Below are 18564 nucleotides of genomic sequence, written 5' to 3'. Positions count from 1 at the left end.
CTGACATGAAGTTTTATGTTAACCACCCAATTGACTAGTCTTGCCCAGCGGCTTTAAACCAGCTTTGTGCCTGATCAAGGCGCTGATTTTTCTTATCAATCAGATTGTAGATTTGCCCGGTAGAATGCACCATGGCATAAATATCTGAGAGATAACCGGCTTGTTGCAACTCAGCCAAAGTATCGTTATCCAGAGCGTCCAACTTGTCTTCATCAATGGTATACAGGCCATTAACTTTGGTGCTGCTGTTGTCTGCAAACTGGATTTGCAGCGACATCGCAGTGACTAACCCCAGCTCCAATAATCGTACAATAAATTGTTGCGTGAGCTGTTCTCCTTGCAACAATGTCATTAAATCCCGTTGCTGGCTTTGTAGGTAGGTACTGGGTTGTCCTTGTGCATCAAATAAGGCTTCACCTTTAGTGCCCAAGGCCGGATGGGCTTCGTTGATGCACATTACTGGGTCTTTTGCTGAATTGGGATCCTGCCCCGAACCAGTCTCCTGTTGCCCCAGGAAAAACGGCTGACGTGTCACCTGTAACGGAACATAAATGCCTTGCCATGCTCCTTGCTGCCAGAATAGATTTTCTCCCTGTTCAAAGCCTAACAGGGCTGAACACATAAACTGTCCGGTTTCGCTGCTCTTGGAAAAAACGATGGGGTAGTGCACCAGCAACTTGCGAAACTCGGGCAGCACTACGGGTATCAAATGCAATTCACTGGCTTGCTGTTCCACCTGGCTTTTATCAATGCGGACTTGCTGGTGTGTCTGGCGGCTTAACGCGACAAGTTTCGACATGGTTAACTCCTTAAAACTCGGTTAAATGGCCTGCAGGCCGTATTGTTTAATTTTATTTAAAATGTCGCGATTGTGCGGTAATCGAGACAAAACTTGCTGGATATTGCGTTGATTGATGCTGAACTGTTGTTCGGCCATCTGGCGTGTGTTGGCGCTTAAATAGCGATGCTGGAATTCGCTTTTAAAACCCATTCCATACAATATGTATTGGTAACTGGCAGCCGGAAACACCTCATTATTACTGGTAAAATCGTGATCCTGAGGAGGATGATAGCGCCATAATTGCATCAGCTCCTGCAACGAGTCCGGTACGCTTTGTGGATTGCGGTGGTCTTGCCAGAAAGTATTGTCGTTGCGTTGATTTAACAGGTAATGCAGTTTCAGGAAATCGACGATACGATCCCAGCGATAGATAAAGGTTTCATTAAAACGCTTGGCGATCACGGCCATAACCTCATTATTTGCCGGCATTTGCTCGGCAATCATGGTAGCCGACATCTCTACCAGCACCAGAGCAGAGGCCTCTAATGGCTCCAGAAAACCCGCGGATAACCCAACCGCCACCACATTGTTTTGCCAAAACTGCTGGCGATGTCCGCAGTGGATGGGAATTTTGCGAATGTTCAGATTCTCAAACTGTGGCCCGACATAGCTGGCCAGTTCTTGCATGGCTTGAGATTCATTGCAGTGCTCACTGGAATACACATAACCTACACCGCGTCGTGTTTGCAGACCGATATCCCAAATCCAGCCAGCGGATTGCGCAGTGGAAATCGTATGGCTGGCAATTGGGGAGTCTTCCTGTTCGTAGGGTACCTGTACTGCCAGTGCGGTATCGGAAAAGAGGACGTCACTGCGATCCACAAAAGGGACTTTCAGGTGTTTGCCCAATAGCAGCGACTGAAAACCAGTACAATCGACAAATAAATCTCCGGAGACTTCGCCTGCCTGTTGTGTGAGCAGGGACTGGATATAACCATTGGCGTGGTTTTTGATGTCCACCACATCCGCCTGAATGTGCTTAACGCCAAGTTTCTCGGTGCAATGACGGGTGAGTAGCTTAGTAAACTTACCCGCATCAAGGTGATAGGCGTAATTGACTACCGCCGCGAACTCGGGGGTTTGCAGGGTTTTGGGAGCCAGACCGTGCTCACAGATACTCTCCTGGTAACACACTGATTCTGAAAAGGATTGCCCCGTCTGGCTTTGCTGCCAATGGGGCACTAAATCGCATTGATTAAAGCCTTGCGGCAATACCAGAGGGTGATAATAAAAATCGTCGTTTTGACCGGTAACCCAGCGGCAAAATTTGGCGCCTTGCTTAAAACTGGCTTCGCATTCGCGAATAAACTCGGTTTCGCTAATGCCCAGTTTTAACAGGGTATCCCGCATGGTAGGCCAGGTGCCCTCGCCGACGCCGATGGTAGGTATGTTAGGAGACTCCACCAGGGTTACCTGTAATGCGCCTGCTTGCTTACTGTTATGGTGAGCGGCGATACGGCCTGCGGTAAGCCAGCCAGCAGCACCGCCACCTACCACCACTACCTGTCTGATATCTTGTTTGTTCATGATCTCAATGCGCGTCTTGTTAAACTGATTTAAACAACAAAGCCGCTACCCGAGGTAGCGGCATAATAGCGAGGTTTAGAAATTGCCTCGAATACCCAAAGCAAAGCGCCTGCCACTATCTTCCACCAAGAGCAGGTGGTTGTCGAATCGGCCGCGTTTGTGCACGTATTCTTCGGTGAGGTTAATACCTTCGAAGAACAGGGTGATGTTATCGGTGATGTCGTAACTACCGCTCATATCCAATTGTTGGTAATCCTCTACAATCGTAGGGCCATTGCCCTGAACCTGGGTAAGCGACTGCACAAACTCATCACGCCAGTTCCAGGCTAAGCGCACCTGAAACGGACCTTGCTCATAAAAGCCCACCAGGTTCATGGAATCACTTAAACCAGTTAGTGCAAATATTTGCGTGGTATCGGTTGGGTCAAGCTCGGCATTACTGTCGGCAAAGGTGGCGTTGGCAATAAAGCCAAAACCGCTGTCGAAGGTGTGCTGCCAGGCCAGTTCCAGACCATCCACCGAGGCATTTTCACCGTTGCTGGGTAGCGTATTAGTGAACACCGCATCACTGCCAGAAGATGGATCTTGCACTAAGCCACCGCCCGGCGCATCGAAGGTCAGCGCGCTTTGTCCATTGACGATAAAGTTAGAGACCTCTTTGCGGAAGTAGCCTGCCGATGCATAACTGGCATCGTCGTAATACCATTCAGCCGACAAATCGAAATTGTCTGAAGTAAATGGTTGCAAGGCCGGATTTCCTGAGAAGGAGCGCAAATCTCCGCCCTGACGGGTAGTGGTGATCACCACTGCCGGTGACATACTCTCCAGCGTCGGACGAGTAAGACTGCGTGATGCTGCGGCGCGAATAATTAAATCGTCGGTAAAATCCCACTTAATGGCGACATTGGGCAGCACCGCATCATAGCTTGAGCTTTCAGAAATTGCGGCAGGTGTACCGTAGTTTTGATTGAGCTCGGTGGCATCCAATACAGTTAAGCTCTCCAGTACCGCCTGGGTACCTGATACGTCCACATCCGTGGATTCGAGGCGCATACCCGCGGTAATGTAAATGGGGCGCTTGGCTAAATCACCAACAAAATCCAGCTCCAGATAAGCCGAAATGATGCTTTCTTCTACGTCAAAGGAATTGTCTTTTTGTACAGCATCAAAGCTTTGTCCGGATACCTGCTCCAGGTAAGCGAACATGGCTTCACCATTGTGGGCCAGCCACTGGGTGGGCATGCGGCCACTGCCACTGACACCACTTAGGAAATCGTTACCGGCATCAAACACATATTGCATATCTGCGGGTACCACAGGCGCATCGGGATATCCGCAATACAAGCAATGTACGCCGGTTTCGTTGTCCCAACGGGTGAGAGATTTTTCTTCTGTGGAGTACTGCAAACCGAACTTGGCTTTCACCAGACCAGTATCCTGACCTTCGTCCCATTCGCCGTCCAGGCGGAATTGAGTAACGTCATCTTCCACTGCCCAGCCCCGACGCAACATAACGTGGGCACGACTATTGGCTTCATCCAGGTGATCGCCTACGCCAGCAGCACCTGTGGCACCACCGATCAAGGGGTTATACATTACAAAGCCGGGATTATTGGGATCCGCAACCGTGAGGGGCTGACCGCCTGCCTGCACATCAATTTCTTGTTGGCCGCTGTAGATATTGCCATTAGGTGAGGCAAACATGGTGGCCAGTGGCAGAATACTGTTATCTACCTGAAAGCGAACCCGATTGGAGTAACCAATCAGCGACAACTGGTTTTCGCCACCGTTATTGGCTTCTCGCTCTGCGCTGGAATGGTGCAGGTCAAAATCCAGCTTCAGATTGTCATTGACGTTCCAGGCGATGTTTAACCCGATATCAGAGGTTTCGGTCAGGCGATCAAACTTTTTAGAGTGCATATCTGTCGCCAGACCAATTTCCTGGTAAAGATCTACCACGGTGCCGTTTTCGTCCACGATAGCGGAGCGGCGGTTGCCATTATCGTCAAACAGACTGCCATCATCGCCAACCCCCTGAATGTTAGGAGCTGTAAACCAATGGCCATAAGAGGTGGCATCGGTGCGCACGTCAAAATCGGAATACAGGAAATCAGCGGTAACCACTACATCGTCACTGGCGGCGTATTGAAATACCAGATTGGCGTTAGTGCGGGTACGATCTTCAAAGGTCACTTTGTGGTCGTAGTTACGGGGAGAGAAGATGGTGCCTTCCCAGGGCGTGCCATCGCGAGTAACCGGGTTTGGTACTCCGACGTTTTCCAGCCAGCCGTCCATTTGCGCCTGGTTTAAGCGGGTTTCCCGCTCTTGGTGAGAAACTGCCAGCAGTACACCAAAGGTTTCATCATTGAAGGTGTTGGAAATCAGGCCTGATACCTGCGGTGTTGCTTCTTCGCTGTTTTCGTCATAGACACCTTTAATGCTACCTGCCACTTTAAAGCCATCGATGTTAAAGGGTTTTGCGGTTTCGATATTGATGGTGGCGCCAATGCCACCAGATTGCATGGTGGCCGTGCTAGTTTTGTGCACATCAAGGCTGCGCACTAATTCAGAGGCGATGGTGTCGAAACTAAAGGCGCGAGAATTGTTTTCAGACGCTATCTGACGACCATTTACTAATACGGTATTAAACTCCGGGCCGAAACCCCGCACCGTAATCAACTGGCCTTCACCACCTGAACGGTCTACCGAAACACCCGTAATACGCTGTAGTGATTCTGCCACATTGGTATCGGGAAATTTACCGATATCTTCTGCTGAAATGGCATCCACAACGCCACCGGATTCGCGTTTAACATCCATGGCGCGGGCCATACTGCCGCGAATACCACGCACTTGAATAAGCTCAAATCCGTCACCCGATGCCGCCTCCTGGGCTGAGACACTCGACGTGGTGCTCAGCGAAGCCATAGCGGCTAAAACAGCGGCAGATAATTTAGTTCTTTTTAACATGATGATGTGTGTCCTGAAAAAAGCGTTTGTTGTTGTGTTGTGGCTTAGTCAGGTTGTGCTAAACAGCAATAAACGCCGGGCGTGGCTGCTGGAAAAAGGCCAGCTCTACGAGGTAAAGCTGGCAAAAACACAACACGAGAAGAAACAACACAATGCTATGAACCACTGAAAAAGCTGTGTCAGCTGTGTCAATGTTCACGTCAGGGGTAAAGACGAAGGACGGTTAAATTTCCGCTAAAAAAATTTACGAAAAATTAACAACTGGTCTTTGTTAAGGGCTGCCAGAAAGGTATTGGGGACGTTTGGTTAACCGGCTAACTGTATGATTTACATTGAGTTATCTAATTTTAAAATTTGATGAGCTTGATGTAACAGGCTTACAAAATAAAACCGGATTTTTGTAAACCTGCTCAGCTTATAAGCGAGAGTTTGGACTAAACCAGTATCGAAATGGTGCTTCCGGAATCTCCAGCGCTTTCTTGTTGATTGCCGCCTTGCTGTGCTGCTGGTGGTGGAGGTGGTTCAACACCAGCCAATTTGCCCACTTCTTTGGCATCAAAACCATTTTGTGCCATCACATTCGCAAGATCTTTACCCGGTTTTATGCCCGCATCTTTTAACTGTGCAGCGATGTCTTTCGCGTCAGTCGCCGTGAGATTTTCGGCGTCAAAACTTTCCAGAATGGAGCTTACCGTGCTGCTTTGCTCATCGCTTAAGGAGCGAGCAAATTGAGGCGGTTCAACCCCGGCCAGTTTACCCACTTCTTTGGCATCAAAACCATTTTGGGCCATCACATCTGCGAGGCCCTTTCCGGGTTGTATTCCGGCATCCTTGAGTTGCGTTGCAATATCTTTGGCGTCAGCGGTAGACAGATTATCGGCATCATAGTTTTCCAAAATGGAACTGACAGTACTGCTTTGCTCATCACTGAGAGTGCGGCTTAATTGTGGCGGTGGTGTAAAGCCACCAGAAGAAATTGAATCAATCATATCTTGTCCTCTTTTGCGCATTTAAAAATGCATCAATACCTGTAGGCTATCAGACAAAAAGTGCTCAATTTGAGCGGCTTTACCTAACATTTACAGAGCTTTACCAAAGCAAAAAATATGGGGGTAAAAGTGCACAAATTGACAGGGAGGCGACATCGAGTTGATTAATTTTTTGGCAAAATCTGCGTTCAAAAGGAGAGGAAATTAATTGCTAAACAATAACGTCAACGATAAAGGCGCTCAATATTTAAAGTACTCCTCCCTTTGTCGTTGTTCATTTTACAATTGAATAGCGCAAATCACAGAACACACTTTTGAAAATTTAAACCACTGTAATCAGACTATTCTTGAAGCGTCAACGATTGTCTTTTTCAATGCAAAGATGCGGATTAAGCGAATTGCAGGCTGTTGCAGCAATTGCTATTTATACCGCAAAACCACATACTAAAAAGTTGTAAATTGGCGACTGAGTCACCATCTCATAAAAGTCTTAAAAGTGCTGCTGAGGTTGAAGCCTCTCAATAGGAAAACAGAATAATGGAAAATTGCCGATGACTTCTCCGAGTATGAAAAGTGAACTCATTGCTGCTTCAAAAAATAGCAGCACTGAGGAAATTATGTCCAGAGCAACATATGACTATAAAGTTCTGTTTTTAAATAAAGTTTTTCCAGATCCTGACAATGCTCGTTTTTTGCCTTCATGCATTATCAGTGATATTCATGCCAAACAATTTGTTAGAAGAGTTATTTCAAAAACACAGTTAATTGAAATATACAATGCCAAAAATAAGGTGTTGGTGGGCAAGTCTTGTTTCATTAACTGTTTTGAAAATGGCACGAAAGAGAAGAACTTAGCGGCAAAGAATATTGAGTCTATCATCGAATTAGCGGAAAACATTTTGATGTCAGAAATCATTCAAGTGCCGACAATTTATCCTCTGGATGATGGTAACTACCGGGTTTTGACAGGGCATCGTCGGTTCTTCGCCATGATTTTTGCTTTTGGCGCGGACGGTGCCGCGCAATTTAAGGTATACAACGAACCGCCGCTTTTTAAGCGCATTAAGCAATTCCAGGAAAATGCCAGTCGCGAAGATCTCTCGCCTTTCGGTAAATTGGAATCATTTCTCGCGGCGCAACAAGAGTTGGAAACCATTTCTTCGGTTAATAAAATGAAAGGAGAAAAACCGCTCACTGTAAAGGAACAGGCAAATATTATGGGCATTTCCATGGGAGCTTATGATAATTACAATGTGTTGGCTCGTTACCCTTGTGTGCCCAAGGCATATCAACAAGGCTTATCTTGGCCGTTTACCAAAACTAAAAAAATCATATTAACCGTTGAAAAACAATACAAAACTGACAGGAGAATGCTCAACGTTGAAGACAAGAGGATAATAAATGAAAATATAAAGAGCATCATTGAAGGGAATAAATCAGTAGCCAAACCTCAAGAGTATAAATACGAAATCCGCAATATTCAGTCCCCTGATGTATTGAGGAAACTTCTTACCATGAATGTTTTTTCAATAGATCTTGGTTTCGACTGGGATGCCGTCGATTTATCCGATAAAAAACAATGCGATGATGTAATGTCTAAAGTTTTGAATTATTTACAAAATTCTGATTAAAGAGAAAAGTTGTTTGTCACTTTGTTCAATAAATGTTCTTTCTTTACCTTTAATTACCTATTAAGAGTAAAAAAATACCAATCCTGCTACTTTCCTTGAGCACTCAGTCTTGTGGCAAAAAGTCATAATGAGGTGAAGGGCGTTCTAGTCTGGGGTTATTTAAGAGACAATAATCATTCCAGTGTTCAGAACCACTGATACACTGCGGATGTGCTGTTTTGTAGGGTATCCGGGACTATTATTGTTGACCATTATTTGCAAAAAACAAGTTATTGCAATTGTTCGCCTCGCTAGTTGGTCAAAGTGCGTAATGATGTTGATTTATTAACAACAAGGAAATAATTCAACCTGGTCGGATGAGTATAATGTATTGCATGTAAAGGCCAGTTATCTCTTATTTTCAACCATTTACCTTAATTTTGTGTTGTTTTATTGTAACTTTTATTTAATTGACTCCCCGCTTTTCATTGGTTAGATTACTACTCCGAATTTGAGTGGTGCCTAAAAAAATACACAATAAGAACTGTGATGTTTATTTGCCTACACGGTTTTATTAAAAATATAAATAGCGCCCAATAGTGAAGGAAGAAGTATGCAGTCCGCTGTAGATGATTTAACCGTTGCATTGATCCAGAAATATTATGAAAAAGGATATTGGCAGGGAAAGCATGATGAAAAGGATGGTATCTACATTGGAAAACGCCAACTTGCAGAAGCGATAAAAGAAGATCTCACGCGTGAGATGGGTAAGGCTGTAGCCACTTAATATGAGCGCGTAAATAGCTAATTTCTCATCTGCGAATTGAATACGCTGGATGGATATAGCGAGTTATAGCGGTAGTGGCATTAATAAAGATCCAAAAATAACTGATTAAATTGTCCGAAATCTCTGGTGCATATCATGGTTGGCTTGGCCAGCAAGTGACCAATGGCCGGGGTGGATTCCAATAATTGCGCTTTCATTCAGGAAAGCTTTTAAAAGGGATACTACTTAGGTAGCAGCTATGAATAAGCACGATTGACAAGAAGAATAAGAAAACTAATAAAATGGTAGATTTACGATGATGAACTCTAACTTTCGCGAAGTTCAAGACGAAATTCTGTACGCCTATAACAATACTCACTTTTTTCGAAAACACATGGAGCAGGCTGGCTTGGTGCCCGGCGATATCAAGACGCCCGACGATATTGCTCGTATCCCTCCCACAGTAAAAAAGGATTATAGAAAAAGCTTCCCTGTCGGTGTGCTTGCCTCCGGATACAACCTAAAAAGTCCTCATGTTATGCGCTTTCAAAGTTCCGGTACTGAGGGTGACCGTCTGGTGAGCGTTGTTTTGTCCTATGATCTGGCAAGGCGTCAGGCCAGCTGTATTTCTGTTAATCCAAATTTCTCTGCTCTTTGGAAACCGGGACTCAAATTGCGAACTTGTCGTTTTGCTGCGCCAAATTGTTCTGATGTTGAGTGTGCCAATCCCAATAGTACCATGGATAGCCGGATGCTAGATGATGGTACTTTGGTATTGCCAGTATACCACGATCTTCTTACTACCCCTGAGCGCATGGTCAATATGGCACTGGACGAGATTGAAGAGTATGACCCGCATTTACTTTTTGTGGATCCAACTCACTTTGCATTCCTGACTCGTGCCATGAAAAAAGCCGGGCGTATTCCTCATAAAAAAGAGGGCTTTTGTATCATGTCCGGTTATACATTGTGTACGCAGGTGGCAAGGAGGCAAATCAAAGAATGCTACGGTGATAAAGTTGCCTTTGCCGATATGTTGGGCATGTCTGAATTAGGATATCTCGGATTTGAATGTCCTCATGGAAGACAGCACATGAACATTGAAGATTACCACGTTGAATTTATTAAGGATGGGCGCCCTGCAGAGCCGGGAGAACTCGCAGAACTAATTATTACAACTCTTGGTGATGAATTATCACCACACATCCGCTATGCCACTGGTGACATGTACCGATTGAACGCTGAACCCTGTACCTGTGGGAACTCTGCACCCGTAGTGCGTGCCGAGGGCCGGGTAAAAAATGCTCTTTGGCTAAATAACGGTAGGGTAGTTACGCCGAAAGAGTTGGATGAACTTATTGGCCCGGCTGATTGGATGGATATGTATCAAATGAATCAAATCAATGACGATGAGTTCGTATTTCAATATCTACGCAATGAAGCTTGGACTCAACAAAAAGAGAAACATCTGCTTGAGCAATTCAAGGATACTCTCAAGAGCAACAATGTCAGTTGCTCTGAAACTCAATACTTACCTGCTGATCGCGGTGGAAAATTTATCTCATGTGTATCCGCTGTAGCAATGAGAGAAGAAAAAAGGAGACAACTATCATGGGTATAGCTGAATGCCAGGCGGACTTTCCGGTTCTAAAGCGCCAAATTGATGGGCAAGGTATTACTTATCTGGATAGCGCCGCCACTTCTTTGAAGCCCCAAATCGTGATTGACGCAATGTCTGATTATTATTCGCAAAATGGCGTTAATATACATCGAGGTAAATATTATCTGTCAGAAGAAGCCTCGGACGCTTACGAACGAGTTCGTTATTCCATCGCACAGTATTTGGGCGCCTATGGTAATGAAATTGTCTTTACCAAAGGCACCACTGAATCATTAAATCTGGTCGCTCACGGCCTGGGTCTGCAATCTGATGACATGGTGGTCGGCTTCCTGGATTCACATCATGCTCAGCTATTGCCTTGGCGACGCTTTGCAAAGTTAGAACTGGTAAGACTGAACAATGATGGTTCTATCGATTTGGAGCACTATCATGAATTGTTAAAGTTGAAGCCCAAAGCCGTGGTATTGACCCATTGTTCCAATGTTACCGGCAACGTGGCGCCGGTTGAAGAAATGGCAAAGGCGGCCAAAGAAGCCTGTGACGCTATTGTGGTGGTGGATGCGGCTCAGTCAATTCCACATCCCCACATGCGCCTGGACGTGTCTAAACTTCCGATTGATTTTTTGGCTTTCTCCGCACATAAAATGTTAGGTCCGACAGGGGTTGGTTGTTTGTATGGCAAAACGGAAAGACTCAATGCATTAAAGCCTCTCATGCTTGGTGGTGGAATGGTGGACTGGGTGGATATTGAAGGTTCACAGCAGCGAAAAATTCCGCATCGTTTCGAGGCTGGGACCCCTCCAATTGCTTCAACCTTGGGATTGGGCGCGGCGCTGTCGTATCTCAGTCAAATCAGCCCTGAGGAATCTAGAGAACACACCGAAGAGTTAACCGCTGCCATTATTAAAGGCGCTCAGGACCGAGATTACCTCAAGTTGTTGGGCACAAAAACCACTAAAAATCGCTGCGCTATTGGTAGTTTGAGGATCAAGGGATGTAATGATTTGTCTGATATTGCCAGATCGCTCAGTGATTCCTACGGATTCATGTGCCGAACCGGGCACATGTGTGCTCAACCCGTGGTGGATGACCAAATGGATGGCGAGATTCTGCGGATTTCTGCTTACATCTATAACACCACTGAGGAAATCGAGAGGTTTTATGAGTCTCTAGATGAACTTGTTTCTTTCATGGGGCTTTAGCGATGAAAGCACCATCATCCAGTCAAAGTAATTCAAATGACATTAAATCGACCTCCGGGGAATTGATTGCAATTCTATATCATGCCGTAGAGTTAAAAAGGAAATAACAATATGATAATGCGCTCTCACCCTATTTTATCTCGTTTTGTCCTCTGGGTTTTTTGTCCTATTCTCATTGCAGTTGCTTTCTTTTATAGCTTTCTGCTGAAGAGTTTGCCACAAACTGAAGGTACCGTTCATCTTGAGGGCCTCACCGCGTCCGTTGAAGTCATTCGCGATGAATACGCTATTCCCCATATTAATGCCAAAACCGACCATGATGCTTTTTTTGCTATTGGTTACCTGCACGCCCAGGATCGTCTCTGGCAAATGAACTATAAACGACGCACCGCTCAAGGGCGCCTGAGTGAAATATTGGGGATTGATGTCCTGGATGGCGATAAGCTCATGCGTACTTATGGGCTTACTCGTGCTGCTCAGCAAGCGCTCGACTCACTGGATGAATCAGCCGTCGCAGTTTTAGAAGCTTATTCTGCGGGAGTTAACGCTTGGATTAATGAGGGTCATAGACTGCCTGTTGAGTTTTATATTTTTGATACTAACCCCGAATTGTGGAAACCCGTAGATTCGGTATTAATGATTAAGTTAATGGCTCTCTCACTGGGCCCAACTCACTCCATCGAAACTAACTTTGATCTGTTAGTGAAACAGATTGGTTTAGATAGAGCGAATGAAATTATGCCCAATGTCAATCTGCACAATCCATCTGCTGGCGATGTTTATGCTGGTAGCGTCGCAGATAGCGAAATTCAAAAAGGTTTAATTGCTTTAAATGACCGATTACAAGCAGAGTTTAATACTGGTGGTGAAATTGCGATGGGCAGTAACGCCTGGGTTGTCTCAGGCGAGCATACGGCAACTGGCTTTCCTTTATTAGCAGGTGATCCGCACCTTGGACCGGCTATTCCTTCCCTCTGGTATCTGGCGGATATCAAAGGCGATAAACTCCATGTCACCGGCGCCACGTTTCCGGGTAATCCGCTTGTTCTTATGGGCCGGAATCAGCACGTCGCTTGGGGTAATACTAATATGTTCCCCGATGCAGCAGACACTTTTGTGGAGCGTGTTAATCCGGTAAATCAGAATCAGTATGAAGTAAATGGCGAGTGGGTAGACATGGAAATTGAAGAGCAATATATCCATATCAAATCCGCCTTTCCGTCATTTCTGACTGAGAAGATACAACCTGTGAAATGGGAAGTGCGGAGGACGCGAAATGGTCCCTTAATCAGCGACGCCATTGGCCGAGTAGACCGTCCTTTATCGGTTAGATGGTCCGCCTTAGATGCGACAGACAAAACCTTTGAAAGTTATCTAGGCATGAACTATGCCACGGATATGACCAGCTTTAGCGCGGCGCTGGAGAATTATAAAACACCGGCGGTGAATATCATTTACGGCGATTCTGAAAAGAATATCGCGCTTTTTGCTGCTGGCAAAATCCCCATCCGCAATAATGGTAATGGGAGATTACCAGTACCAGGGTGGAATGATGAGTATCAATGGCTAAGGTACATTCCATTTGAAGAAATGCCACACAACATCAATCCGGAAGAAGGTTTTATTGTTAATGCAAATGACCAGAATCATCCTGACGATTACCCCTATATCATTGCAAACTTGTGGTCACCGCCCTATCGGGCCGAGAGAATTAGAGAGGTTATTGAACATAGCATTGATAACCAACAACATTTAACGCCAGCAGATTTTAAGGCGCTTCAAGGTGATACGCAGAGCACGCAAATAAGAGAGTTATTACCTTTTTTGGTTAACCTGCCAGTTACAACTTCGGAACAAAAAGAAGTCATTCAGAAACTAAAAGATTGGAATGGCATATTAACAGGTGACAGCACAGAGAGCGCAGTCTATCAGGTGTGGTTAAAGTACTTTAACAGTTTGTTACTTGCTGATGATTTGAGAGGCACACTGTTGCACGAACTGCAGGGTAATATGGTGCAAACCTTCATTGCCAGACTAAACCCCACTTTGTTTAAAAAAGTGGTTTACGGAAGTCCTGAAGTAAAGTTTGACTGGTGTGATCAAATTAATACGCAAGAGCATGAGTCTTGTGATGATTTGGGATTGATTGCCTTGGATTTAGCAATTGATGAGCTGAGTCGTGAGATTGGCTTCTCCACTCAATGGGAAGATATTAATACCCTCTTCCTACCCCATGATGCATTCGTTGGCTCTCAGTTTTTGAACAGCTTCTTTGATCGTTCCATTGCTGGCAGCAGTGATCGATTTAGTGTTAACAGAGCTGATTGGTTTTATTCCGAAGAGCATGGGTACGGTGTGATATCCACTGCCGGTTATCGCCAGGTAATAGACCTTAGTGCAGAAAATGACAGCGGCTTTATTACCCAGACGGGGCAAAGTGGACACGTGTTTAGTGAGCACTATGACGATGCACTTGTGCCCTATAAAGCGCTGGAATTGTGGCCCATGCAGATGGGGGTTACAGAAGCTGCACAAACTGAGCACAAACTCGATTTGGTTCCAGCCAAATAAAGCCATCAAGGGAATTAAGGTGTACAAAATGAAAAACGATAACCACAACAATTCTAAGATAAAGTTATTTGGACTGTTAACATCCACAGCACCTAATAAGGTGTTTCTATCCATTTTACTGGGCGGACTTGGAGGGATAGCGTATTCCTTTTTAGTACCGCTTATTTTGCTCTCTTTGCAACCACCATTGAGTCGAATTATGGAACCGGAGTTTGAGGACTCATATTGGTTAATGGGAATGTTTGAAGTTTCACATCCAACCCAAGCCTTGTTCTTCTTCTCCGTTTGTCTGGTGATCCTGTTTTGTCGTGGATTATCCGGGATGTTTATGCTGCAGGTAGCCACAGATGCGACAGTGGGTTTGCGTAAAAACATCTACAACCGAATTTCTAAGCTCCCTATCCAGAATTTGGATCAGGTTGGTCCTTCTCGATTTTTGACAGCACTCAATAAAGATGTTGCGGAAATCGCGAATGGAGCATCAGCCATTCCCGCCTTATTGGTGGCCGCCACGACATTTTTCGGCATGCTGAGTTTTCTTATCTACTTGAAGTTGGAAATCTTCTTGTTCGTTATTGGTTTAATTGCCTTTGGATTTCTCACTTACCAAATTCCAGTCAGGTTTGGCTCCAGGCACATGTCCAGAGGGCGCAATAGTTATGATGAAGTGCAGGAAGGAATACGAGGTCTAATCTATGGTGCGAAAGAGCTGAAATTAAACAAGCAAAAACAAGAGGCATTCCTAAAAGAAGAACTATTCAAAGTGGAAGATGAATTCGGTAGTGCAACCAAAGCCGGCAAATCCTTTATTGTTTTTGCGACAACTTATAGCAACTTAATCAGTTTTTTCACCATTGGTGCAGTGGCGTATGTCATGGTGAATTACTTCACGCTGTCACAGGATGCTCTATTGGGTTCAATAATGATCTTGCTCTATATATTGGGACCGATCACTGTACTGGTGGGGTCAATGCCCACCATTGTGACAGCGAAAGTCGCTGCCAGAAAACTCAATAAGCTTTATGACGAAATGGCAATTGAACAGGAATCTGATGTCGCATCACAAAAAATTGCCAGCCCGGATGAGATTCGATTAGAAAACGTGGAGTATATTTATCCAGCTTTGAAGAACGAAGAGGAAGGCTTCCATTTAGGACCAATTAATCTGACGCTTAAACGAGGAGAGATCACTTACCTTGTGGGGGGGAATGGTTCAGGTAAAACTACACTGGCAAAATTATTATCACTGCATTACATCCATGACAAGGGCAATATCTTTTTTGATGGTAATGCAGTAACTGACAATAACCGCGATCTTTGTCGTCAAAACATCTCGGCTATCTATTCCGACTTCTTTCTGTTCCCTAAATTATTTGGCTTGTCAGACAAAGATCTGGATAGTCGCGCTACAGAGAAGTTGAAGCAGCTTGGGCTGGAGGAAAAAGTCACCATTAAGGATGGGCAGTTCTCCAGTACGGACCTTTCTGATGGTCAAAAGAAGCGCTTAGCGTTACTGGTTACTTATCTCGAAGATCGCAGTATTTACTTGTTTGATGAATGGGCTGCCGATCAGGATCCAGAATTTCGAGAGATATTTTATTCTGACATTTTACCCAACCTGAAAAAGCTCAATAAAATGGTGATCGTTATCACTCACGATGATCGATATTTTCACCTTGCAGATAAACTCGTGAGAATGGAAAGAGGCCGGATCATCGAAGACAGCGACTATCAGTCTTTGGATCGAGTGGCGTTGGATAAAAGTACCGAGGAGTCCGCAAGTGTCATCTAATCATGAGGTATTAGATGAGCTGCAAATGGCCAGGCTCTTTCGTGGCTTTGAATTGACTATGGAATACAGAGAGATCTTGTATTCCGGCGAGTCGCTTTTCAGCCATCTACCAAAGCTTATCAAAGGAGCCATTGAATACCAGTTTTTGCCTTATTATTTTTCTGATGTGCCCAAGTGGAGATTGAGGTTCAGGGACTGGGTTTCTAAAGAGCGATTCGTTCCCAATTATGTGATGACGGGCCCGGGCAAGAGTGGTTCCAGTGATCTGGTAAGCCATTTGTTGGCCCATCCCAATGTTTATCCGCCGCTAGTGAAGGAGCCGAAATTACACTGGAAAAAATACTGGCGAGCCTGCTACCCCACAGTGAAAGAAGTACAAAAAAGAGCTGAGCAAGTGGGCGGTCCCATTCGATGTGGTTATCTCGACCCTAAACTACATAGCATTTTTGTCATGGAAACACTCTATGAACACAACCCCGATTGTAAAATCATTATTACTCTGCGTGATCCTGTAGACCGGGCTTATTCTTTCTGGAAGTGGGAATTGCTAAGAGGCGGCAAAGGTCTGCACAAGCACAAAAGGTATCAGCATTTCAACTCGTTTGCCGATTACGCTGACCGGGCTATGGATTTATTCCCCAGCATACCCGTTGAGAGTATCAATGGTTTGCCCGTTTTAGAGGAAGGTATTTATTACAAAGCGGTTGAGTTATGGCGCAAACGCTTCGGCAACAAAAATGTTTTAGTACTGGATGTCGCCGATTACTTCCGCCAGAGACAGCCAACATTGGAAAGAATCCAAGAGTTTCTGGAAATACCAATTATCGATATTCCCGAATACGACAAAAAGGTCAATGAAAATCCCATAAAACGCCCCCCGGCTGATGCGCAAACAAAGGCGGCACTGGCAGAGTTTTACCGACCTTACAATCAAAAACTGTTTGACTTGTTAGAAACTGAATTTGACTGGCAGTGATCGGTTCTACAATCCGAAGCACTGTCAAATGCGAGAAAACTGAGAACTATAATTATGAGCAACGAATTGCTTTATCTAAAAGAAGACACTTACTTTGAACCCTTAGTGAACCATTGGTATGCGTGGCCTTATCTTTTGCCACCAGTCACTGCATCCCGATACATCGTCAACACTCACCGCCGCATTATGCAGTCCTTTGTGAAGAACTATAAGTTACACATAATCGCTTCCAAAGAAACCGTGCTCACGGGAGGTGAATTTCTGAATTGTACTGAAGATCAAGTACAAGATATCCAGGCTTTGATTACTGAACTTGACGAAAAATGTGGTGATCTCATTGAGTTATCAGATGCGGTCAGATATCTGGATGAGTTGCTATTCAATCACACCAGTGGCGAAACTATTGAATACCTTTACGATAAAATCCCCGATCCGCTAAAGGGCTGTGTTGAACTGTTCCTTGATATGGAACACCGTCCTTCCTATCGACTAATTGAGCCACTGCTATACAGAAGTAGTTATTATAAACCTGAGCTGCAAAGCTTGTCTTTCGGCATGCTCTCCAAAGTAGAAGAGCGTCCGTTTGTGTTAAGTACACCAAGACTACCAGATGCCAATCATATGCAGATTGCAGCAGATTTTAATGCAGACATTGTCGATGAGATATTCAGAGCTCGTGAAGTGCCCATCTCGGCAGAAAGAGTGGATGAACTATTCGGCAAGTATGAGCAAACCGGCGGGTTAGCATATCGCGATTTGTTCACCACCGAAAAGCCTCAAATTGGCCACCAACCAGTAACTGAAGGGGTGAGATTACGATATACCGGACATGCCGGGTTTATTTTTGAAACCAAAGAGGTGTGTATATTGGTGGATCCTATTATTGCGTCGAGAGATGCCAATGATGCCGAAGCCATGATTGGTCACAGTGAATTACCGGCGGTGATAGATTATATCCTGTTAACCCATACCCACATGGACCATGCCAATATCGAAACACTGCTACAACTGCGTTATAAAACCAACAAAGTGGTTGTACCGAAAAACAATGGTGGCAGCTTAGCTGATCCCTCGTTGCGCTTAATGTTAAAACAGCTCAATTTCGACGTATTGGAAGTAGACGACCTGGACGAAATCAGCATTCCCGACGGACGTATCGTGAGTATTCCGTTTTTGGGGGAACACGGTGATCTGAATATTCGTTCTAAAACAGCCTGGTATATCGAGGCCTACGGCAAAAAATGCTTCTTTGGGGCAGATTCGTCTAACCCGGATCGCAACCTCTATCAACAATTAGGCAAGCTTTTCACGGACCTTGATGTATTGGCGATTGGAATGGAATGCGTTGGGGCGCCATATACCTGGGCTTACGGGGCGTTACATACCAAAAAGGTGCCGAAAAACATCAAAAATTCGCGTCGCTTAGATGGCTCCGATTGCGCTCAGGCATTGCCCATGGTGAAAGAGTTTAACGCCAAACAGGTTTGTGTATATGCCATCGGTTTGGAGCCGTGTTTTAAATACTTCAACGGTCTTGAGCATGAAGAAGACTCGAGACAGGTTCTTGAGTCCAATAAGTTTTTGGCGGCCTGTGAAGAAATTAATGTGCCTGCAGAAATCATGTTCTGTAAGAAAACCATCGATCTCAAATAACGACTGAAATTAAAAACTAAAAGAATAACAAAGCTAAGGTGCTTGT

The 18564-nt window shown here is 44.9% G+C and carries 13 protein-coding genes; 9 read left to right on the top strand and 4 right to left on the bottom strand.

Translation table 11 applies throughout. The features are described 5' to 3' along the window. Window positions 1-34: 34 nt before the first annotated feature. The 3 genes from ACXAGP_RS03870 to ACXAGP_RS03860 all read right to left on the bottom strand — a co-directional run bounded on the left by ACXAGP_RS03870 (window position 35) and on the right by ACXAGP_RS03860 (window position 5338). Window positions 35-799: a SapC family protein gene (locus tag ACXAGP_RS03870; protein WP_475259661.1), complete on the bottom strand. Its 765-nt coding sequence runs from the start codon at window positions 797-799 to the stop codon at window positions 35-37. Window positions 800-820: 21 nt separating this feature from the next. Then, window positions 821-2368 (bottom strand): tryptophan halogenase family protein, encoded by a 1548-nt coding sequence (locus ACXAGP_RS03865; RefSeq protein WP_475259659.1) that lies wholly within the window; start codon window positions 2366-2368, stop codon window positions 821-823. Between the two features lie 75 nt (window positions 2369-2443). Beyond that, complete coding sequence (locus tag ACXAGP_RS03860) at window positions 2444-5338, bottom strand: TonB-dependent receptor (protein WP_475259658.1); 2895 nt, start codon at window positions 5336-5338, stop codon at window positions 2444-2446. Between ACXAGP_RS03860 and ACXAGP_RS03855 the strand changes: the two genes are divergently transcribed. Then, window positions 5337-5507, top strand: coding sequence for a hypothetical protein (locus ACXAGP_RS03855; RefSeq protein WP_475259657.1), 171 nt, complete (start codon window positions 5337-5339; stop codon window positions 5505-5507). The two genes, ACXAGP_RS03860 and ACXAGP_RS03855, sit on opposite strands and share 2 nt — an antisense overlap. A 265-nt stretch (window positions 5508-5772) precedes the next feature. Here the strand turns inward: ACXAGP_RS03855 and ACXAGP_RS03850 are convergent, their stop codons facing one another. After that, window positions 5773-6327: a hypothetical protein gene (locus ACXAGP_RS03850; protein WP_475259656.1), complete on the bottom strand. Its 555-nt coding sequence runs from the start codon at window positions 6325-6327 to the stop codon at window positions 5773-5775. Window positions 6328-6893: 566 nt separating this feature from the next. Between ACXAGP_RS03850 and ACXAGP_RS03845 the strand changes: the two genes are divergently transcribed. The 8 genes from ACXAGP_RS03845 (at window position 6894) to ACXAGP_RS03810 (ending at window position 18518) form a co-directional block, all read left to right on the top strand. Beyond that, entirely contained in the window at window positions 6894-7958 is a 1065-nt protein-coding gene (locus ACXAGP_RS03845; RefSeq protein WP_475259655.1) for a hypothetical protein, read from the top strand. 592 nt (window positions 7959-8550) lie between these two features. Beyond that, window positions 8551-8724, top strand: a complete 174-nt coding sequence (locus tag ACXAGP_RS03840) for a hypothetical protein (RefSeq protein ID WP_475259654.1) — start codon at window positions 8551-8553, stop codon at window positions 8722-8724. Between the two features lie 295 nt (window positions 8725-9019). Continuing rightward, the gene (locus ACXAGP_RS03835; RefSeq protein WP_475259652.1) at window positions 9020-10324 is read left to right on the top strand and encodes a phenylacetate--CoA ligase family protein; all 1305 of its coding nucleotides are present in this window, start codon (window positions 9020-9022) and stop codon (window positions 10322-10324) included. Next, on the top strand, window positions 10315-11526 hold the full coding sequence (locus ACXAGP_RS03830; protein WP_475259650.1) for an aminotransferase class V-fold PLP-dependent enzyme: 1212 nt from the start codon (window positions 10315-10317) through the stop codon (window positions 11524-11526). Before ACXAGP_RS03835 ends, ACXAGP_RS03830 begins: the two co-directional genes overlap by 10 nt. A gap of 111 nt (window positions 11527-11637) precedes the next feature. Beyond that, window positions 11638-14097, top strand: coding sequence for a penicillin acylase family protein (locus tag ACXAGP_RS03825; RefSeq protein ID WP_475259648.1), 2460 nt, complete (start codon window positions 11638-11640; stop codon window positions 14095-14097). A 28-nt stretch (window positions 14098-14125) separates the two neighbouring features. After that, entirely contained in the window at window positions 14126-15889 is a 1764-nt protein-coding gene (locus tag ACXAGP_RS03820) for a cyclic peptide export ABC transporter (RefSeq protein WP_475259646.1), read from the top strand. Further along, window positions 15879-16865, top strand: a complete 987-nt coding sequence (locus ACXAGP_RS03815; protein WP_475259644.1) for a sulfotransferase domain-containing protein — start codon at window positions 15879-15881, stop codon at window positions 16863-16865. Before ACXAGP_RS03820 ends, ACXAGP_RS03815 begins: the two co-directional genes overlap by 11 nt. 54 nt (window positions 16866-16919) lie before the next feature. Beyond that, window positions 16920-18518, top strand: coding sequence for an MBL fold metallo-hydrolase (locus tag ACXAGP_RS03810; protein WP_475259643.1), 1599 nt, complete (start codon window positions 16920-16922; stop codon window positions 18516-18518). Window positions 18519-18564: the final 46 nt, after the last annotated feature.

The organism is Planctobacterium sp. AWM4_229, assembly GCF_056160305.1.
The sequence above is the reverse complement of the archived record's forward strand: the minus strand, read 5'-3'. Positions and strand labels throughout refer to the sequence as shown.